Here is a 21,580-nt window from a genome sequence, read left to right as displayed (position 1 = left end):
ACGTAATAACCATCGCTTCTGTTTTTTAGAGAAATCCCCTCAAATGTGACGTAATTCATAAAAAAACTCCATTTTGTAAGTGTTTTTGTTCAATTCTAGAAAAATAAGTCTTGAAACTCCATATTATGAAATGCATTTAGCGTATGTATGGCTATTTCTTCAAAATAATATGGAGTATAAAATTGAAGTAAATATAAAGGAAATACGTTCGATACTTTTGTTATAATTCCGCTCTTTTACCTATTCTTTCGCACGATTTAACTTGTGTTCTATTTCTTGTATCAGGTATAATATGGCTAAGTAGCTTAGTACGGGTATGCTTAGCAAAATTGGTAAAAAATTATAATTTGATTACATTTTCATATCATATCGAATAAGATATTTGATTTATATAATGAAAGAGAGGTGAAACCTGGTTTAAAAAATAAACAAGGACATGATATCGCATAACGGTAAGGACATTCGTCTTGGACGGTGAATATATGGTGGTTGTAGAGTTTCCCCTGGTGTCTCTGCAATTTTAGTGAAATCAGTGTTTGAAAGATTTTTAAACCAGGCAACAACATGAAGAGAAAAGAGAATGAGTCTGTTAAAGTATTTGCTCTTGGTGGAGTAGGTGAAATCGGGAAAAACATGTACTGTGTTGAAATTGATTCTGAAATCTTTATTGTAGATGCAGGGTTAATGTTCCCGGGAGATGAAATGTTTGGAATTGATATCGTTATTCCTGATATTACATATTTAGTGGAAAACCAAGAGCGAGTAAAAGGTTTATTTATTACTCACGGTCATGAAGATCATATTGGTGGTATTGTTTACGTACTTCGTAAATTATCTATTCCAGTGTATGCAACGAAATTAACAGTAGGACTTATACAAGAAAAACTTGGCGAAGCGGGTATGTTAGGCCGTGTAGACTTAAAAACAATCGATTCAAATTCAACAGTAGAGTTTAATACTACAACGGTGTCATTCTTTGGAACGACACATAGTATTCCGGATTCTGTTGGTGTTTGTTTCCATACATCAAAAGGTGCGATTGTATATACAGGAGACTTTAAATTCGATCAAACTCCAATTGGAAATAGTGGAGCAGATATTGGGAAAATGGCGCAAATTGGAAACGAAGGCGTACTGTGCTTATTATCTGATAGTACAAATGCTGAGCGTCCAGGCTATACAGGTTCTGAAAAAGAAGTTGGTGTAGAAATTTCTAAAGTGTTCTATGGCGCAGAAGGACGTATTATCGTTGCTTCATTTGCATCGAATGTACATCGTATTCAACAAGTATTTGATGCAGCTGCTGAAACAGGACGAAAAGTAGCGGTTGTAGGACGTAGTATGGTGAAAGTAGTAGATATCGCAAGACGTCTTGGTTATTTAGATGTTCCAGAAGGTATGGTTATTTCACTACAAGAAGTAGACAATTTCCCAGAGAAAAAGGTAGCTATTTTAACGACAGGTAGCCAAGGTGAACCGATGGCGGCCCTTTCTAGAATGGCGAAGCAAGCTCATAAACAAATTTCAATTCGTAAAGGTGATACGGTTATTATTGCGGCTTCTCCAATTCCGGGTAATGAAATATCTGTATCGAAAATTATCGACTTGTTATTTAGAGCGGGAGCTGAAGTTGTTTATTACGGTGAAAGAAAAGTTCACGTTTCAGGTCATGGTAGCCAAGAAGAATTAAAATTAATGTTAAATTTAATGAAACCGAAATATTTTGTACCCGTACATGGTGAGTTCCGTATGCAAAAAGCACATGCATATTTAGCTGAAGATGTAGGTATTGCAAGAGAAAATATCTTTATCGTAGAAAAAGGCGATGTAATCGGTTTTGGTGACGATGAAGCGAACTTAGTTGGTAAAGTGCAAGCGGGCAATGTATTAATTGATGGATTAGGTGTAGGTGACGTTGGTAATATCGTTCTTCGAGATAGAAAAATGTTATCTCAAGATGGAATATTAGTAGTTGTTGTAACACTTGGTAAGGATGAAAAGAAAATTGTTTCTGGTCCAGAAATTATTTCACGTGGTTTTGTGTATGTACGTGAATCAGAAGCGTTAATTGACCGCTCTACAGAGATTGTACGTATGATTGTTGAGCAATCAATTAAAGAATATTCAATTGAATGGTCTATGTTAAAACAAAATATTCGTGAATTATTAGGACAGTTCTTGTACGAAGAGACAAAGAGAAAACCTATGATTTTACCGATTATTATGGAAGTTTAAAAAAGGTCACCTTTACGGGTGATCTTTTTTCTTTTTAAACTCTATCGAATGAAATTTATAACTTAAGAAATAATAGTGATATACGAGTGAAAGGGGATGCGATATGACAGAACGTGATCGTTATACAAATGAAGAGAAAGAGGCTGAGCCGAAAGAAACTGGAAAAGAAGCTTCAATAGTGGAAAAAATTCAACAGCTTGGACAAACGAATGTACCACAAATGAATGAATCGCGTATTCATTGTTTAACAATCATTGGACAGGTGGAAGGTCATGTTCAGTTGCCACCACAAAATAAAACAACGAAATATGAGCATATCATTCCGCAAATTGTTGCGATAGAACAAAATCCGAAAATTGAAGGTTTACTTTTAATATTAAACACGGTTGGTGGTGATGTTGAAGCAGGGCTAGCAATTTCTGAGATGGTCGCTTCGCTTTCAAAGCCAACAGTATCACTTGTTCTAGGCGGGGGACATTCTATCGGTGTACCGATTGCTGTCTCTACGGATTATTCATTTATTGCGGAAACTGCGACGATGACAATTCATCCTATTCGTCTAACAGGTCTTGTTATAGGTGTGCCGCAAACATTTGAGTATTTAGATAAAATGCAAGAAAGAGTCATACGATTTGTGACGAAGCATTCGAAAGTAACGGAAGATCGTTTTAAAGAGCTTATGTTTGCGAAAGGGAATTTGACGCGAGATATTGGAACGAATGTAATCGGCGGAGATGCAGTGAAATATGGTCTTATAGATGATGTCGGTGGTATTGGAAATGCAATTCGAAAATTGAACGAATTAATAGATGCACGCGGGGAGGATCGTGCAGAAGGGACAATGTTACAATGATTTTATATACAATTATGCCAGAGCAATTTGTCTATCCAGCTGATTATTCGCAATGTGAAAGCCAAAAAGTTGTAAATATAAACGGTGTTGAGTTAATGGTTTCTGAAGAAGAACACGGGTATTATTCTATTGTACGTGTGCTAAGTACGGATCCACTTCACTACTTAGAGTTTGAGCCTGGTCAGAAAATAACCTTTTAGCAAAAAGAAGGATTTTGTTTAGAAGCTATGGTATAATATAAAAAACAAGACGGTTGAGCAGCCATGAGAGGGCTGCTTTCTTCTGTTTATTTAACAATTTACAAGAAGTGTAAAAATAGAAGATATAAGACCTGAAAAAATAGAGAAAACAGTCATATAAGTAGAGCTTTTTTTCAGGAAGTTCTATTTACATGTAGAACACGAGGTGAAGAAATGGCAAAACAAAAGCAAAGAGGGACGAAGGCAAAAGCAAGACGCACAATAAAGCCAACTTTGTATTATGAAATCGTCGGTTTAACTCTTTTTGCACTTTCAATCATTACGATTTTACAGCTAGGCGTTGTAGGAAAATCGTTTGTGTTATTTTTTCGCTTCTTCTTTGGTGAGTGGTACATAATTGGTGTGTTAGGTGTAATAGCTTTATCGGTTTCGTTCGTTATAAAACGTGGATGGCCGAACCTATTAAATAAACGGTTAATCGGTTTTTATTTAATAGTATTGGCGATATTAATGTTTAGTCATATTACATTATTTAACCTTCTTACGAAAGATGGAGCAGTGCAAAATACTTCTGTTATTGTGAGTACGAAAGATAACTTCTTTCTTGAAATGAAAAAGGGTCCCGATAGCGTTCATTTAGGCGGTGGTATGTTTGGTGCGCTTATGTTCGCGACATGTTACTTCTTATTTGATGAAGTAGGAGCCTATATTATTGGAATTATTTTAGTGATACTCGGCATACTTTGTATAACAAATAAGCATATTGGGGAAGTACTTGCCCCTGTAGGAAGAATCCTTAGAAGTCAATTTGAAGTAATGCAAGGGGATTATAAAGATTGGAGATCCAAAAGAACGGCTGAACAAACAGAAAAGAAAAAAACAACGAGAAGCACAAGGAGCAAACGTGCTACAGAACAAGAAGAAATTATTGAGCCGATGGAAGAAATCTCAATTGATCCTCCCATTATTTCGAATTTCACTGAGAATTATCCAGTAAATGAAGAAGAGGATAAACGAATTGGCGAAGTACAGGAAGCAGAGTTGATAACTTCGCCGCCTATTGAAGAGGCTCCGCCTGTTGAAGAATCTAAGAAAAAGCGTGGAGAAAAAATCGTTGAATCGCTAGAGGGTGAAACACAAGCACCTCCTATGCAATTTTCAAATGTAGAAAATAAAGATTACAAGCTACCTGCACTTGATATATTGAAATTTCCTAAGAACAAGCAAGTTACAAATGAAAATGCAGAAATTTATGAGAATGCTCGTAAATTAGAACGTACATTCCAAAGCTTTGGAGTGAAAGCGAAAGTAACAAAAGTACATAGAGGTCCTGCAGTCACAAAATATGAAGTATATCCTGATATGGGAGTAAAGGTAAGCAAAATCGTTAGTTTAAGTGATGATTTAGCACTTGCTTTAGCTGCGAAAGACATTCGTATTGAGGCACCAATTCCCGGGAAATCAGCTGTAGGGATTGAAGTTCCGAACTCAGAAGTTTCTATGGTAACGCTTAGAGAAGTCCTTGATTCTAAGGCTAATAATCATCCAGAAGAGAAATTGTTAATTGGTCTTGGACGAGATATTACAGGTGAAGCTGTATTAGCCCGTTTAAATAAAATGCCCCATTTACTAGTAGCTGGTGCGACGGGTAGCGGGAAAAGTGTATGTATTAATGGTATTATTGTTAGTATTTTAATGCGTGCAAAACCACATGAAGTAAAATTAATGATGATTGATCCGAAAATGGTAGAGTTAAATGTATATAACGGTGTTCCACACTTATTAACACCAGTTGTAACAGATCCGAAAAAAGCATCGCAAGCTTTGAAAAAAGTCGTGAGTGAGATGGAGCGTCGTTATGAGTTGTTTGCTCATAGTGGCACGCGTAATATCGAAGGGTACAATGACTATATAAAAGAACATAATAGTCAATCAGAAGCGAAACAACCGGAATTACCTTATATTGTAGTCATTGTGGACGAGTTAGCAGATTTAATGATGGTTGCTTCATCGGATGTAGAGGATGCGATTATGCGTCTAGCGCAAATGGCCCGTGCGGCTGGTATTCATTTAATTATTGCAACGCAGCGTCCATCAGTTGATGTTATTACGGGAGTTATTAAAGCGAATATTCCATCACGTATTGCCTTCGCTGTATCTTCTCAAACAGATTCTCGTACAATTCTTGACGGTGGTGGTGCAGAGAAACTACTAGGTCGTGGAGATATGCTGTTTATACCAATTGGTGCATCGAAGCCTGTACGTGTACAAGGTGCGTTTTTATCAGATGATGAAGTTGAGAGAGTTGTAGAATATGTTATTGGTCAGCAAAAAGCGCAATATCAAGAAGATATGATTCCGCAAGATGTTCCTGATACGAAGCAGGAAGTAGAAGATGAATTATATGATGAAGCAGTTCAGCTCGTAGTGGAAATGCAAACAGCATCTGTTTCTATGTTGCAACGTAGGTTTAGGGTAGGTTATACGCGAGCTGCCCGTTTAATTGATGCAATGGAAATGAATGGTGTAGTAGGTCCGTATGAAGGTAGTAAACCACGAGAAGTGCTCATTAATGATGTACAAGAAAAAAGTTCATAAAAAAAGCCTAATTGTTTTTACAATTAGGCTTTTTTATATACTGGTTTTGTTATATACTATATTCAGTCGATAAGAAAGGGCTTACATTTAAAGGGATTCTTTAGAATACGAATGCTTTGAATATGTTTTTAATGAATGTTCGATATTTAATGTAGAAAAATGTTAAATTTTGTTGACACGTATGGGAGCAAGTGGTAAGATTACTTCGAAAAGAATCACTGCCTCATATAATCTTGGAGATAAGGTCCATAAGTTTCTACCTGGCAACCATGAATTGCTGGACTATGAGGGGAAAAGTGTGTAACAAAGGATGTAAGAGATCTTTGTGCCGAACTTTTTCTCGAAATGAGGAATGTTTATGGTGCAAAGTTTTTTTTATGCAGTAAAGAGTGAAAATTTCATCTTAAAAAATTATTAATATTTATTCGACAATTAAGCTTATTTTTAGTATTTAGCAATTTTGATTATGTTGTAAGTTGAAAAAAGAGAAAAGAAGTCTTACATCAGAGGTCGAATAATTGAAATGCGGGGGAGTCTTATGTCAGTAAAATCCGATAGTCGTCACCTATATTTACGGGTGATTGATCACATCAAAGAAAAAATTAAAGATGGAGCTTATAAGGAAAGACAGAAGTTACCATCAGAGTTTGATTTAGCGAAAGAACTTGGTGTAAGTAGGGCGACTTTAAGGGAAGCGCTGCGTATTTTAGAAGAAGAAAATGTTGTCATTCGTAGACATGGTGTAGGGACATTTGTAAATGCAAAGCCGTTATTTTCTTCTGGGATTGAACAACTTTCTAGCATTACAGATATGATTTCTAGTGTGGGGAAAACACCAGGAACTATCTTTCTATCATCATCCACAACAAGTTTAACAGAAGAAGAAAAAGAGAAGTTTAATAGTGACGAGGGTTTTAATGCAGTAATGATTGAGCGTGTGCGTACAGCAGATGGGGAACCTGTTGTATATTGTATCGATAAACTTGCAAAAGAAATCTTGCCGGATTTATCAGGATACAACGAAGAATCATTGCTTACAGTGATACATAACAATACGCATAAACGTATCACATACGCGGTTGCACACATTGAGCCAATTGGCTATCATCCGAAAATCTCACCGATTTTAGAATGTGAACCAGAAACAGCACTGCTAGTTTTAAAACAAATGCATTATGATCAAAATGATGAGCCAATCTTATATTCTATCAATTACTTTAGAGCTGACAAGTTTAGCTTCCACGTATTAAGAAAACGTATGTAGATAAGTTCCATTTTAGGGAGGTGACAGCAAGAAGTTAGGGACAGCAGCGTAAGAATAAAGATATATATATAATTTCAGGAGGGGTTTCTAGTATGAAGAAAAAAACAGGTCTTTTATTATCATTAACATTAGCAGCAAGCACGGTTTTAGGTGCATGTGGTAACTCGGATAAGGCGAGCAGTGACAAGAAAGAAGATAAAGAATTCAAAGTTGGTATGGTAACAGATGTTGGGGGCGTTGATGATAAATCATTCAACCAATCTTCTTGGGAAGGTTTGAAAAAGTTTGGTAAAGATAATGGATTAAAGGAAAAGACAAATTATCGTTACCTACAGTCTGAAAAAGAAGCAGATTATATTCCGAACTTAAAGAAATTCTCAAAAGATAAGTATGATTTATCTTTCGGAATCGGTTATAAATTAGAAGGTGCAATTAAAGAAGTTGCAAAAGAATCTCCAAAACAACAATTCGCAATCGTTGATACTGTTGTAGATGCACCAAACGTAACAAGCATTACATTTAAAGATCATGAAGGATCATTCCTTGTAGGTGCGGTAGCAGCTATGTCAACAAAATCGAATAAAGTAGGATTTGTTGGTGGAATGAAGAGTGATTTAATTAGTAAATTCGAGAATGGATTTAAAGCCGGTGCAAAGGCAGTAAATCCAAACATTGAAATCGTATCTGAATATGCGGAAGCATTTGATAAACCTGAAAAAGGTACAGTTCTTGCATCAGCAATGTATGGTCAAGGTGTAGATGTAATTTATCATGCTGCTGGTGGTACAGGTAACGGCGTGTTCACTGAAGCGAAAAACCGTAAGAAAAAAGGTGAAAATGTTTGGGTAATCGGTGTTGACCGTGACCAAAACCAAGAAGGTATGCCTGAAAACGTAACATTAACTTCAATGGTAAAACGTGTAGATATCGCTGTTGAAAAAGTAGCACAAGAAGCGAAAGATGGTAAATTAAAAGGCGGTAAAGTAGAAGCGTTTGGCTTAAAAGATGACGGTGTTGGTATTGCAAAAACAACTGATAACGTGAAAAAAGTTAACCCTGAAATTTTAACAAAAGTAGAAGAGTTTGAAAAGAAAATTACAGATGGTGAAATTAAAGTACCAGCTACAGATAAAGAGTATAAAGAATATGAAGCTTCTCTAAAAAAATAAATAGAGAAATAGCAAAGGTTAGTTCATAGAACTAACCTTTGTATGTATAAAACTTCCAAATTGCTTAATAAGTTAATAGTGTAATAGGGGAATGTTCCCTGTTAAAAGGAGGAACACAATGGAATACGTAATTGAGATGAATAACATTACGAAAGTATTCCCAGGCATTGTAGCGAATGATGATATTACGCTGCAAGTAAAGCAGGGAGAAATACATGCTTTACTTGGAGAAAATGGTGCAGGGAAATCCACATTGATGAATGTACTATTTGGTTTGTATCAACCGGAACAAGGTGAAATTAAAATTAAAGGAAAGTCTGTAAACATTACCAATCCAAATGTGGCAAATGACCTTGGTATTGGAATGGTTCATCAGCACTTTATGCTTGTTCATAATTTTACAGTTACAGAGAATATTATTCTCGGAAATGAACCGAAGAAAAAAGGGAAAATTGCTGTTGAGGAAGCTGCTAAAGAAATTCAAAAACTGTCTGAACAATACGGATTAGCTGTAGATCCATATGCGAAAATACAGGATATTTCAGTTGGTATGCAGCAGCGTGTTGAGATTTTAAAAACACTTTACCGTGGTGCAGAAATTTTAATATTTGATGAACCAACAGCTGTGTTAACACCGCAAGAAATTCATGAGCTAATTCAAATTATGAAAAAGCTTGTACAAGAAGGAAAATCTATTGTTCTTATTACACATAAGTTGAAAGAAATTATGGAAGTTTGCGATCGTTGTACGATTATTCGTAAAGGAAAAGGGATTGGAACGGTTGACGTTGCAAATACGGATGAAAATAAACTTGCGGAATTAATGGTCGGACGTCAAGTGAATTTTAAAACAGAAAAAATAGACGCGAAGCCAAAAGAAGAGGTACTTTCAATTGCAAATCTTGTTGTTCACGATGCACGTCAACTACCTGCTGTAAAAGGCCTTGACTTAACTGTTCGTGCGGGGGAAATTGTTGGAATTGCAGGGATTGATGGAAACGGACAAAGTGAATTGATAGAAGCAATTACTGGTTTACGAAAAGTTGAGTCAGGTTCTATTGCAATTAAAGGAAAAGAAATAACAAATTGGCCTGTTAGAAGGATAACGGAAGAAGGAATTGGTCATATTCCAGAAGATCGCCATAAACACGGCCTTGTTCTTGATTTTTCTGTTAGAGATAATATAGTGCTGCAAACGTACTATAAAAATCCGTTTTCAAAGAAAGGGATTTTAAATTTTAGTAAAATTACAGAAAAAGCAAAGGCACTTATTGAACAGTTTGATGTACGTACACCTAGTGAGCAAACGTTAGCGCGCGCTTTATCTGGGGGGAATCAACAAAAAGCAATTATTGCACGTGAAGTAGACCGTGATCCAGATTTATTAATCGCGGCACAGCCAACACGTGGTTTAGATGTAGGAGCAATTGAATTTATTCATAAGAGATTAATAGAGCAGAGAGATAAAGGAAAAGGTGTATTACTTTTATCTTTAGAGTTAGATGAAATCTTAAATGTTAGTGACCGAATTGCTGTTATTTATGAAGGGGAAATTGTAGCAATTGTTGATGCGAAAGAAACGAATGAACAACAGCTTGGATTGTTAATGGCTGGAGGAACAAAGAAGGAGCAGGTGGGTACAAATGGCTAAAAAACTTTTAACAGAACGAACGATAAATATTTTAGTCCCAGTACTATCCGTTATTTTCGGCTTACTTGTCGGAGCAATTGTAATGCTAGTTAGTGGCTATGATCCGATTGTTGGTTATAGTGCACTTTGGACAGGAATGTTCGGTAGCCCAAGTGCAATAGGTGAAACGCTTCGTACAATGATCCCGCTTATTCTTGCCGGCTTATCAGTGGCGTTTGCATTTCGTACAGGTTTATTTAATATCGGGGTAGAGGGTCAATTACTAGTTGGTTGGCTTGCAGCAGTTTGGTTCGGTTATGCAGTTTCGCTACCAGCTGTTCTTCACATTCCGTTATCTATTTTATTTGCAGCATTGGTAGGTGGAATTTGGGGTTTCATCCCTGGATATTTAAAGGGGAAATTTCAAGTTAATGAAGTTATTGTAACAATTATGATGAACTATATTGCGTTATACGTAACATATGACATTATTAAGCGTTTCTTGCACGAGGGTAATGATAAAACGTACGACATCAAAGCGAGTGCGTCATTATCTTCAGACTGGCTTGCTGCCATCACTGATGGTTCGCGCCTTCACTGGGGAATTGTTGTAGCAATTTTAATCGCTATTTTAATGTGGTTCTTATTAGATCGAACAACTTTAGGGTATGAATTAAAGTCGGTAGGATTTAATCAACATGCTTCCCAATATGCTGGTATGAAAGTTTCTCGCAATGTAGTATTCTCTATGACAATTGCTGGTGCATTTGCGGGGATTGGTGGTGCGATGGAAGGGTTAGGAACATTCCAAAGTATGACAGCAATGTCTTCGTTTACAGGAGTAGGATTTGACGGGATTGCCGTAGCCTTACTTGGGGGGAATAATCCGTTTGGTATTATCCTTTCAGCTTTATTATTTGGTGGTTTGAAAAGTGCTTCCCCTCAAATGAACTTTGAGGCAGATGTACCATCAGAGCTTATTAATGTGATTATTGCATGTATCATCTTCTTTGTTGCATGTAGTTATGTGTTAAGATGGGCGCTTACACGCATGAGCAAGGAGGGGAAATAAATGAGCTTTTTAGATATATTAGCCATTCTTGTGACGGGTACATTATATACATCAGCACCTATAATTTTTACAGCGCTAGGTGGTGTATTTAGTGAACGATCAGGTGTTGTAAATATCGGATTAGAAGGACTAATGCTATTTGGTGCATTTATTGGAGTTGTTACAAACTTATTAATGGGTGATACATGGGGAACGATGACTCCGTGGATTGCGTTATTATTTGCGGCGATTGGTAGTGGATTATTTGCATTACTTCATGCGGTAGCATCTATTACATTCCGAGCGGATCAAGTTGTAAGTGGTGTAGCGATTAACTTCTTATCTCTTGGATTAACGGTATTTGCAATTAAGAAGATTTTTGATAAAGGACAGACTGACTTTATTCAGTACCGTATTGAAAAGATTGATATTCCAGGCCTTTCGGATATTCCGGTTTTAGGGAAGGTATTCTTCTCGAACGTACCGATAACGTCGTATATTGCTATTATTTTAGCATTCGTTGTTTGGTATGTTATTTATAAAACACCGTTCGGTCTTCGTCTTCGTGCGGTTGGTGAGCATCCAATGGCAGCTGATACGATGGGGATTAACGTATATAAAATGCGCTATATTGGTGTTTGTATATCAGGCGTGTTTGCTGGAATTGGTGGAGCAATTTTTGCAATGTCAATTTCTAATAACTTCTCAGGGGCAACTATTACTGGACAAGGTTTCTTAGCGTTAGCTGCTATGATCTTTGGGAAGTGGAATCCACTAGGTGCATTAGGTGCAGCCCTATTCTTTGGTTTTGCACAATCGTTAAGTGTAACAGGTGGAACAATTCCTGTATTAGATCAAATTCCGAGTGTTTTATTAACGATATTACCGTATGTATTTACAATATTAGCACTTGTTGGTTTTGTAGGTCGTTCTGAAGCTCCGAAAGCATTAGGAACACCTTATGAAAAAGGAAAACGATAAGTATAAAAAAAGCTCGCACATTAGTGCGGGCTTTTTTACATAGACTATATTTAATACGGAATTTTACGATGTTCCTTACAAATGAAAGTTTTTAGAAAGAGCCTAATGTAAGTATAGTGAGGAAGAAAAGTTGATTTTTTATTTCTAAAAACTGTATATTGAAGAGGAATATTCCTACATACGTAAAGGAGGGCTATAAATGAAACTAATGGAACAACAGTTACATGAGTTAGGTGGTTTACGAGTACATATTATTCCAACAGATAAATATAAAACAAATACTTTTGTATTTCGTTTGAAAGCACCTTTAAATGAGGAGACGGTGACAGAGCGTGCCCTATTGCCATACGTATTGCAAAGTGCGACAGAAAAGCTTCCTTCTGTAATTCGTCTTCGTCAATATTTAGAAGAATTATACGGATCTTCTTTGGCAGTAGATGTAAGTAAAAAAGGTGAAGACCATATTATCTCTATTTATGTGGACATTGCAAATGAAGTATATTTGCATGATGCACCACCGTTATTTGAAAAAGCGCTTTCTATGTTATCGGATATAGTTTTACATCCGGCGACAGAGGGGCACGGTTTTCTACCTTCTATCGTAGAAAGTGAAAAAAGAGCGCTCTTGCAACGAATTGAAGCTACGTATGATGATAAAATGCGCTATGCAAACGAGCGTTTAGTTGAAGAAATGTGCAAAGTAGAACCGTATCGTTTAAGTGCAAATGGGAAAAAAGAGAGTGTTTCTTCTATTACAAATGAAAGTTTGTATCAATATTATCAAAAAGTGTTAGCGGAAGATGAAATGGATCTATACATTATTGGTGATATTTCAGAAAACGCAGTGGATCTTGTAAGTAAGTATTTTTCTATTTCAGCGCGTCCTGCGAGAGAAAGAAATGTACTTCTTCATAAGAGAAATAATGAAGAAAAAGAAGTTGTAGAAAAACAAGAATTAAAACAAAGTAAATTACACATCGGTTATCGTACGTTTATTACGTATAAAGATGAAGATTATTTTGCACTGCAATTGTTCAATGGATTGTTTGGAGGGTTTTCTCATTCGAAGTTATTCGTTAACGTTCGTGAAAAAAATAGTTTAGCCTACTATGCAGCATCCCGTTTTGAAAGTCATAAAGGCTTATTGTTTGTTATGTCAGGGATCGAAGCGAAAAATTATGAAAAAGCTGTTGAGATTATTAAAGAACAAATGTTAGCGATGCAAAATGGTGATTTTTCTGAAGAAGAGATGCACCAAACGAAAAGTGTCATTCAAAATCAAATATTAGAGGCGATTGATACACCGCGCGGATTTGTGGAAATGTTGTATCATGGTATTATTTCAGAGCGTACGCGTCCGGTTGAAGAATGGCTTACAGGTATTGAAAGTGTGACGAAAGAAGAGATTGTGAAAGTTGCTAAAAATATTGAACTAGATACAATTTACTTTTTACAAGGAACGGAGGGAGAATAAATGGAGAAAATTGTTTATGAGCAATTAAAAGAGACACTCTATTATGAAAAACTTCCTAATGGATTAGATGTATATATTTTACCTAAGCAAGGATTTAATAAAACATTTGCAACGTTTACGACAAAATATGGTTCTATGGATAATACATTCGTACCATTAGGTAAAGAAGAAATGATTCGTGTGCCTGATGGAATTGCTCATTTTCTTGAGCATAAATTATTTGAAAAAGAAGATCATGATGCTTTCCAATTGTTTAGTAAACAAGGAGCATCGGCAAATGCGTTCACATCTTTCACAAGAACAGCTTACCTTTTTTCATGTACATCAAATGTAGAACAAAATTTAAATACATTGTTAAACTTCGTACAAGAGCCTTACTTCTCTGAAAAAACAGTTGAAAAAGAGAAGGGGATTATTGGGCAAGAAATTCAAATGTATCAAGATAATCCAGATTGGCGCTTATACTTTGGTTTAATTGATAGCTTGTTTGTAAAGCACCCAATTAAAATTGATATTGCAGGGACAATCGAGTCTATTAGTAAAATTACGAAAGACCTATTATATGAATGTTATGAAACATTTTATCATCCGAGCAATATGTTGCTATTTGTTGTGGGTGCAATTGATCCAGAGAAAACAATGGATTTAGTACGTGAAAATCAAGTGAAAAAAGATTATAAAAATCAGCCAGAAATTGTACGTTCATTTGAAGAAGAACCAGATGAGGTAAATGAAAAGAAGAAAATTATTTCAATGCCTGTACAAACACCGAAATGTTTAGTAGGTATTAAGGCGACGAATTTAAAAGAAAAAGGGAAAGCCCTTTTAAAGCAAGAAATTGCGCTTACGTTACTTTTAGATTATTTATTTGGAAAAAGCTCTGTTCATTACGAATCTTTATATAACGAAGGGCTTATTGATGATTCGTTCTCATATGATTATACGGAAGAGAATAACTTCGGTTTTGCAATGGTTGGCGGCGATACGAAGCAACCTGATGAGCTGGAAGAGCGTTTGAAAGGTATTTTATTAAATACAAATTATGATCAATTAGATGAGGCGGCATTAGAACGAGTAAAGAAAAAGAAAATAGGTGGCTTTTTACGCTCCTTGAATTCACCGGAGTATATTGCAAATCAGTTTACACGATATGCATTTAATGAATCGAGTCTGTTTGAAGCATTAACAGTATTAGAAGGGTTAACTGTTCAAGATTTACAAGAAGTAGCGAAAACATTATTATCAGAAGAAAGAATGAGCGTTTGTCAGGTTTTACCGAAGAAATAAAAGGTTTCATAATAATACCCTCATCTTATCATTGATAAATTGTAAGATGAGGGTATTATTTATTTGTAGGATAAAGATTTTGTTGAGATAAGAGAGGAATTATATGAAAAAGTATGCATTAGTAACTGGAGGGAGCGGAGGGATTGGCTCTGCTATTTCAAAACAATTAATTCAAGATGGATATACAGTATATGTTCATTATAATAACAGTGAAGAGAAAGTGAATGAGTTGCAGAAAGAATGGGGTGAAGTGATTCCCGTTCAAGCCAATTTAGCTTCTGCTGATGGAGCAGAGCAATTGTGGGAACAAATTGAACAGCCTCTTGATGTTATCGTATATGCAGCTGGGAAGAGTATATTTGGACTCGTAACAGATGTAACGAACGATGAATTAAATTATATGGTAGAACTTCAAGTGAAGAGTATCTATAAATTATTATCAAAGGCACTGCCATCTATGATTCAGCGGAGAAGTGGCAATATTGTACTTATTTCGTCTATATGGGGACAAATTGGCGCATCATGTGAAGTGCTTTACTCTATGGTAAAAGGTGCACAAAATTCATATGTTAAAGCTTTAGCAAAAGAAGTATCATTAAGTGGAGTAAGAGTGAATGCGGTATCGCCAGGTGCAATTGAAACGGAAATGTTAAACGTATTTTCAGAAGAGGATAAGAATGGGATTGCTGAAGAGATTCCGTTAGGTCGATTAGGACTACCAGACGAAGTAGCGAAAACAGTGTCATTCCTCGTATCGCCAGGTGCATCTTATATAACGGGACAAATTATCGGAGTGAACGGCGGTTGGCATTGCTAAAAATTTCTTACATAAAAAATAAAAAACTGTACAAATTAAGCATGATTCTATTACTAAGTAGTGAGGTGCTTACACATGTCAGTTTTAGATAATTTTGATCAATGGAAGAGCTTTTTAGGAGAAAGATTAGAACAGGCATCAGGAAAAGGTCTTGATGGCGGTGCTGTATCAGATATGGCATTTCGTGTTGGGGATTATTTAGCAAATGAAGTAGAAGCGCGCAACGATCAAGAGAAATTATTGTCTGAGCTTTGGAAAGTTGCTGATGAACAAGAGCAACATACAATCGCAAACTTAATGGTGAAGTTTGTACAACATAAGTAAAAAATAGAGAGGAGATTCTCCTCTCTATTTTTTTTGTATAATAATAACGCGGGTTAGATTATACATTTAGCTTCCCTATTAAGGTGAAATCATATAATATAGTACGTAGGTGTAAAGTAAGCAAGGGGAGTGATCTTGGATGATTGAATGGTATTTTGAATATGAAATACATAAAAACCGACCTGGCTTGCTTGGTGACGTTTCTTCGTTAATCGGTATGCTCGGCATTAATATTGTCACAATTAATGGTGTAGATAATGCACGACGTGGATTACTCCTTATGTGTGATAATCAAGAGCAAATCTCTAGACTTGAATCAATTTTAAATACGATGGATAACATAACGGTAACGAAATATCGTCCGCCAAAGCTAAGAGATAAGCTAGCGGTTAGACATGGTAGGTACATACAACGAGATGCGGATGATAAGAAGACATTTCGATTTGTACGTGATGAATTAGGGTTACTTGTAGACTTTATGGCTGAAATCATGAAAAAAGAAGGTCATAAACTAATCGGGATACGAGGAATGCCTCGTGTCGGAAAAACGGAATCCATTGTTGCCGCAAGTGTTTGTGCAAATAAAAGATGGTTATTTGTATCATCTACTCTTATTAAGCAAACTGTTCGTAGTCAATTGATTGAAGATGAGTATAGCGACGACAATATTTTCATCTTAGATGGGATCGTGTCAACAAAGCGTGCTAACGAAAGGCATTGGCAGCTTGTTCGTGAAATTATGAGATTACCTGCAACGAAAGTTGTGGAACATCCTGACGTATTTGTGAGTCAGTCAGAATACACATTGGATGATTTTGATTATATTATCGAGTTGCGTAACGATTATGATGAAGAAATTCAATATAATTTAGTAGATGAAATTGAGCAAGGTACGCAAAATAATTTCTCTATGTTTGACTTTTAAAGAAATATTGAGGTGTTAGTAGTGACAGAATTAGGACAAAAGCTGAAAGAAGCAAGAGGAACGAAAGGCTTGTCTATTGATCAGCTGCATGAGATTACAAAAATTCAAAAGCGCCATTTAGTAGCGATTGAGGAAGGCAATTATGATGTATTGCCAGGAGCTTTTTATGCGCGTGCATTCATTAAACAATACGCAGATGCGGTTGGATTAAGTGGAGAGGAACTGCTTGTAGAATATCAGAGTACGATACCACAATCTGAAAAACGCGATGTTCCACAAGTATCAACAGGACAAAAAACACAAGAAACAATGCAAAAATCTTCATCATGGCCAATTGCAGATCATATGCCGAAAATTTTAGTTGCGTTGTTAGTAATCGCATTTGGAGTGGTAATTTGGTTTGTTTTCCAAGCGTTAACTGGAAAAGGTGATGAGAAAGTTCCGAACGCTCAAAGTGAAAAAATTGAGGTTAAAAAAGCAGAAAACTCTCCGTTAGATACAAAGAAAGATGAAGTGAAAGCGGAAGAGCCTAAAAAAGAGGAACCAAAGAAAGAAGAGCCAAAGAAAGAGGAACAACCAGCACAGCCAACTGGTCAACAAGAAGTGAAAGTAGTGGGGACAACTGGTAAAGTATCTACTTTGGAAATTCATAATAATAAAACATTAGAACTGGAAATATCGGGTAAAGGTGCGAGTTATGTAGATGTTAAAGATGATGCGGGGAAGGTAATTCTAAACACTACAGTACAAGAGGGTCAAATAGAAAAACATGATGTATCAACATTAAAAGAAGTGCGACTTAATATTGGAAATGCAACGAATATTGAAGTTAAACTGAATGGCCAAGTGGTCGCTTATCCATTGGATCCAGAAAAAGAACTTCACCAAAGATTGGTGATAAAAAACCAAGGGATAGAGCAACCTGCACAATAACAGTCATCGCTTCGATGACTTTTTTCAATGAACAAATGTTTTTGATATGATGGAGGAATAGCTGTGAATTTACCAAATAAAATTACAATATCTAGAATCTTCTTAATTCCAATTTTTATGGTAATTATGTTAGCGCCCTTTGATTGGGGTTCATACACAATTGGTGATGTTGATTTACCAATTCAACATTTAGTAGGGGCACTTATCTTTATTATTGCTTCGGCTACAGATTGGATTGATGGATATTACGCAAGAAAGTATAATCTTGTAACGAATTTAGGGAAGTTCCTTGATCCGTTAGCTGATAAATTACTTGTTTCAGCAGCACTTATCACGTTAGTTGAGATGCAATACGTACCTGCTTGGATCGTTATTGTAATTATAAGCCGTGAGTTTGCAGTAACAGGTTTACGCCTTGTACTTGCTGGAACAGGAGAAGTAGTGGCAGCAAATCAGTTAGGAAAAATTAAGACGTGGACACAAATTATTGCGATTGCAGCGTATTTATTACACGATGTACCTTTAAATTTAATCCATATTCCAGTTGCTGATATCTTTATATGGATTGCATTATTCTTTACTGTTATTTCAGGATGGGATTATTTCTGGAAAAATAGAGCTGCTTTTGTAAACTCAAAATAGAAGTTTATGGGGGAATTGGGATGAATGCTGAAATTATTGCGGTTGGAACTGAATTATTACTTGGACAAATTGCAAATACAAATGCCCAGTTTTTATCTGAAAAGTTAGCTTCAATTGGAATTAATGTGTACTACCATACTGTAGTTGGAGATAATAACAAGCGATTAAAGCAGGCGATTGAAGTTGCGGAAGAACGTGCTGACATACTTATTTTCACAGGTGGATTAGGCCCGACAAAAGATGATTTGACGAAAGAAACGATATCTACTAGTTTGGGTGGAGAGCTAGTGTATGATGAACAGGCATTAGCATCGATAAGCGAGTACTTTAAGCGTACAGGTCGCGAGTTCACAGAGAATAATAAAAAGCAGGCGCTCGTTTTAGATGGAGCAACTGTATTTGCGAATGATCACGGCATGGCACCTGGTATGGGGTTAAATAAGAACGGGAAAGTTTATATTTTATTACCAGGACCACCGAAAGAGATGAAGCCGATGTATATCAGTTATGTAGAGCCTTTTTTACGTAACTTTACAACAGGAGAAAACATTTATTCTCGTGTGCTTCGCTTCTTCGGGATTGGGGAATCTCAATTAGAAGTGAAAGTTCAAGATTTAATTGATGGACAAACGAATCCGACAATCGCCCCCCTTGCGAATGATGGAGAAGTGACACTACGTTTAACTGCCAAACATCAAAATGCTGATGAAGCGGCGAAACTCATTCAGCATATGGAAGATTTGATTTTAGAAAGAGTAGGAGAATTTTTCTACGGGTATGATCAAGAGTTTCTGCATGAAAAGGCGATAGGGTTATTGAAGAAAAAAGGATTAACTTTAGCGTGTGCAGAAAGTTTAACCGGTGGACTCTTCGGGAATCAAGTAACAGAAAGTGCTGGTGTGTCTTCAGTATTTAAAGGCGGTGTCATTTGTTATCATAATGATGTGAAGCAACATGTTTTACATGTACCTGAGGGAGTGTTATCTATTGATGGTGCAGTTAGTAAAGAATGTGCTCGTTATCTTGCTGAAAACGTTAAGGGTTTATTAAAAGCAGATATCGGCATTAGTTTCACTGGGGTAGCAGGACCGGATGCTTCAGAACATAAAGAGCCGGGAACAGTTTTCGTTGGATTGGCGATGAAGGATGAACCAACTGTAGTCTTTCCTCTTAATTTAAGTGGAAGTCGTCAACAAATCAGGGAACGTTCGGCGAAATATGGATTTTATCATTTGTATAAAAAGCTAGAAGAGATGTGAGTCTCTTCTAGCTTTTTTTAATGATTAAATTCAGTTTTATTTAATGGAAAATAAAAAAATCGAATAAATGTTCGATTTTTGTTGGCAAATTGAATTGAAAATAGGTATAATAAGATTAGCAATTCAGTTAAGGAGGAATTTTGAATGAGTGATCGTCAAGCGGCATTAGATATGGCGTTAAAACAAATAGAGAAGCAATTCGGTAAAGGTTCAATTATGAAATTAGGGGAACAAGCGGAGCGTAGAGTTTCTACAATTTCAAGTGGTTCTTTAGCACTTGATGTGGCACTAGGGGTAGGCGGATACCCACGCGGCCGTATTATTGAAATTTACGGACCTGAAAGTTCAGGTAAAACAACAGTTTCATTACACGCAATCGCTGAAGTACAGCGTCAAGGTGGACAAGCAGCGTTCATTGATGCGGAGCATGCGATGGATCCTGTATATGCACAAAAATTAGGCGTTAACATAGATGAATTACTATTATCACAACCTGATACAGGGGAGCAAGGACTAGAAATCGCAGAAGCGCTTGTACGAAGCGGCGCGGTTGATATTATCGTAATTGACTCTGTAGCGGCTCTTGTACCGAAAGCTGAGATCGAAGGAGACATGGGTGATTCACACGTAGGTTTACAAGCTCGTTTAATGTCTCAAGCACTTCGTAAACTTTCAGGTGCAATCAATAAATCAAAAACAATCGCAATCTTTATTAACCAAATTCGTGAAAAAGTTGGGGTTATGTTCGGAAATCAACTACAAGTTGCTTAATCGTAAAGATTAAGGAGTTTACCATGGGTTTCCCTTGCTAGTGATAGCATGTTAAAAAACCTTGTGAACCTTATTGCCTAAGGGTGTAACTATTCATATAGTTGCTAACGGTGAAGCCCACCATTATTTAGGGTAATACCGTGCCAAGCTTCATATTTATATGGGGAAGGTGTAGAGACTACCGAAAAGGACTTTTAGTTAACTGAGTAGGGTACGGCAGATGATAGGCTACTGCTGGAAGTGCAAGGCTCTCTGTAAAGAGATGAAGAGATAGTCCGGACTATAGAGATGGAAAATCTATAGATAGTGCCAGAAACAACTCCAGGTGGTCGTGCGTTGAAATTCTATTCAACAGTTCGTCTTGAAGTACGTCGTGCGGAGCAATTAAAGCAAGGTAACGACATCGTTGGTAATAAAACGAAAGTAAAAGTAGTTAAGAATAAAGTAGCACCACCATTCCGTGTTGCTGAAGTTGATATTATGTATGGAGAAGGTATTTCAAGAGAAGGTGAAATCTTAGATATGGCTTCTGAACTTGATATCGTTCAAAAGAGTGGTGCTTGGTACTCTTATAATGAAGAGCGTTTAGGACAAGGTCGTGAAAATTCGAAGCAATTCTTAAAAGAGAATACGGATTTAAGAGAGGAAATTGCCTTCTTTGTTCGTGATCATCACGGAATTGGTGAAGACTCTGGTGTGGAAGACACGGAAGATTCAAATCTTCAAGATTAAAAAATAAAAGACACGGTCCCGTGTCTTTTATTTTTAATTATTATGAAAGCGTTGTATATCGTTGGAAATAAAATATTTAATTTAACTAAAAGGCTATGCATAAAGAGGAATATATGCATTTTTTATATGAATAAACTGGAATTTACTAAGGTTTTCCAGGATAATATGCTGTCTGCTTTTTAAATTCATATATGTATTAGGGCTGAAGGTAAAGAAAGTAAAAGTAGACAACGCTTGACAATGAAAATTGCGATAGATACAATGAGAATGTATATTTTTTCTTATATACGAAACACTCTTCTCAAGAAGAGAAGTAATATTCGGAGTAAGACTTAAATCTTGCCGAAATAATAATATGACATTTTAATTGTGAAATGAAGAAAGTCCCTTAAAAAAGTGGGGCGACGGTCTTTGCTGTATGTTGGTATTCAATGT

General features: G+C 36.3%; 17 protein-coding genes, 2 pseudogenes and 1 riboswitch. All 19 genes and pseudogenes read left to right on the top strand.

Translation table 11 applies throughout. The annotated features are described in order from the left end of the window. Positions 1-564 precede the first annotated feature (564 nt). A complete protein-coding gene (locus ACHZK0_RS18325) occupies positions 565-2,235 on the top strand; it encodes a ribonuclease J (protein WP_270606022.1) in 1,671 nt (556 codons plus the stop codon). A gap of 103 nt (positions 2,236-2,338) precedes the next feature. Next, positions 2,339-3,088 carry a translocation-enhancing protein TepA gene (tepA, locus tag ACHZK0_RS18320; RefSeq protein WP_097816842.1) on the top strand — a complete coding sequence of 250 codons (750 nt, stop codon included), beginning with the start codon at positions 2,339-2,341 and terminating at the stop codon, positions 3,086-3,088. Further along, a complete protein-coding gene (locus ACHZK0_RS18315) occupies positions 3,085-3,288 on the top strand; it encodes a YlzJ-like family protein (RefSeq protein ID WP_262740371.1) in 204 nt (67 codons plus the stop codon). Before tepA ends, ACHZK0_RS18315 begins: the two co-directional genes overlap by 4 nt. Before the next feature lie 213 nt (positions 3,289-3,501). After that, the gene (locus ACHZK0_RS18310) at positions 3,502-5,886 is read left to right on the top strand and encodes a DNA translocase FtsK (protein WP_262740370.1); all 2,385 of its coding nucleotides are present in this window, start codon (positions 3,502-3,504) and stop codon (positions 5,884-5,886) included. A gap of 203 nt (positions 5,887-6,089) precedes the next feature. Further along, positions 6,090-6,191: riboswitch (purine riboswitch) on the top strand. A 233-nt stretch (positions 6,192-6,424) separates the two neighbouring features. Beyond that, positions 6,425-7,150 (top strand): GntR family transcriptional regulator, encoded by a 726-nt coding sequence (locus tag ACHZK0_RS18305; RefSeq protein WP_262740369.1) that lies wholly within the window; start codon positions 6,425-6,427, stop codon positions 7,148-7,150. A 92-nt stretch (positions 7,151-7,242) separates the two neighbouring features. Then, a complete protein-coding gene (locus ACHZK0_RS18300; RefSeq protein ID WP_132131188.1) occupies positions 7,243-8,319 on the top strand; it encodes a BMP family lipoprotein in 1,077 nt (358 codons plus the stop codon). 118 nt (positions 8,320-8,437) lie between these two features. Next, positions 8,438-9,970: an ABC transporter ATP-binding protein gene (locus ACHZK0_RS18295; RefSeq protein ID WP_071721404.1), complete on the top strand. Its 1,533-nt coding sequence runs from the start codon at positions 8,438-8,440 to the stop codon at positions 9,968-9,970. Continuing rightward, entirely contained in the window at positions 9,963-11,021 is a 1,059-nt protein-coding gene (locus ACHZK0_RS18290; protein ID WP_001085261.1) for an ABC transporter permease, read from the top strand. The genes ACHZK0_RS18295 and ACHZK0_RS18290 overlap by 8 nt, the downstream gene beginning before the upstream one ends. Next, complete coding sequence (locus tag ACHZK0_RS18285) at positions 11,022-11,981, top strand: ABC transporter permease (protein WP_098585701.1); 960 nt, start codon at positions 11,022-11,024, stop codon at positions 11,979-11,981. It abuts the gene before it with no gap. Positions 11,982-12,180: 199 nt separating this feature from the next. Then, on the top strand, positions 12,181-13,455 hold the full coding sequence (gene yfmF / locus ACHZK0_RS18280; RefSeq protein WP_395760793.1) for an EF-P 5-aminopentanol modification-associated protein YfmF: 1,275 nt from the start codon (positions 12,181-12,183) through the stop codon (positions 13,453-13,455). Beyond that, positions 13,456-14,742 (top strand): EF-P 5-aminopentanol modification-associated protein YfmH, encoded by a 1,287-nt coding sequence (gene yfmH / locus ACHZK0_RS18275; RefSeq protein WP_262740367.1) that lies wholly within the window; start codon positions 13,456-13,458, stop codon positions 14,740-14,742. A 103-nt stretch (positions 14,743-14,845) separates the two neighbouring features. Then, complete coding sequence (gene ymfI, locus ACHZK0_RS18270; RefSeq protein WP_395760792.1) at positions 14,846-15,559, top strand: elongation factor P 5-aminopentanone reductase; 714 nt, start codon at positions 14,846-14,848, stop codon at positions 15,557-15,559. Positions 15,560-15,634: 75 nt separating this feature from the next. After that, positions 15,635-15,883, top strand: coding sequence for a DUF3243 domain-containing protein (locus ACHZK0_RS18265; protein ID WP_000114455.1), 249 nt, complete (start codon positions 15,635-15,637; stop codon positions 15,881-15,883). A 139-nt stretch (positions 15,884-16,022) separates the two neighbouring features. Continuing rightward, a complete protein-coding gene (locus ACHZK0_RS18260; RefSeq protein ID WP_000574107.1) occupies positions 16,023-16,808 on the top strand; it encodes a DUF3388 domain-containing protein in 786 nt (261 codons plus the stop codon). A gap of 21 nt (positions 16,809-16,829) precedes the next feature. Beyond that, positions 16,830-17,741 carry a helix-turn-helix domain-containing protein gene (locus ACHZK0_RS18255; RefSeq protein WP_242250707.1) on the top strand — a complete coding sequence of 304 codons (912 nt, stop codon included), beginning with the start codon at positions 16,830-16,832 and terminating at the stop codon, positions 17,739-17,741. A 63-nt stretch (positions 17,742-17,804) separates the two neighbouring features. Next, positions 17,805-18,383 (top strand): CDP-diacylglycerol--glycerol-3-phosphate 3-phosphatidyltransferase, encoded by a 579-nt coding sequence (pgsA, locus tag ACHZK0_RS18250; RefSeq protein ID WP_001052972.1) that lies wholly within the window; start codon positions 17,805-17,807, stop codon positions 18,381-18,383. A gap of 20 nt (positions 18,384-18,403) precedes the next feature. Then, the gene (gene cinA / locus ACHZK0_RS18245) at positions 18,404-19,642 is read left to right on the top strand and encodes a competence/damage-inducible protein CinA (protein ID WP_262740365.1); all 1,239 of its coding nucleotides are present in this window, start codon (positions 18,404-18,406) and stop codon (positions 19,640-19,642) included. A 144-nt stretch (positions 19,643-19,786) separates the two neighbouring features. Next, positions 19,787-20,395: pseudogene (recA, locus tag ACHZK0_RS18240) on the top strand (recombinase RecA); the annotation flags it as partial. 327 nt (positions 20,396-20,722) lie between these two features. Next, positions 20,723-21,145: pseudogene (locus tag ACHZK0_RS18235) on the top strand (recombinase RecA); the annotation flags it as partial. Between the last annotated feature and the right edge of the window lie 435 nt (positions 21,146-21,580).

Source organism: Bacillus sp. 3G2 (genome assembly GCF_044324725.1).
Classification (GTDB): domain Bacteria; phylum Bacillota; class Bacilli; order Bacillales; family Bacillaceae_G; genus Bacillus_A; species Bacillus_A mobilis.
This window is presented reverse-complemented; position numbering and strand designations above follow the sequence as displayed.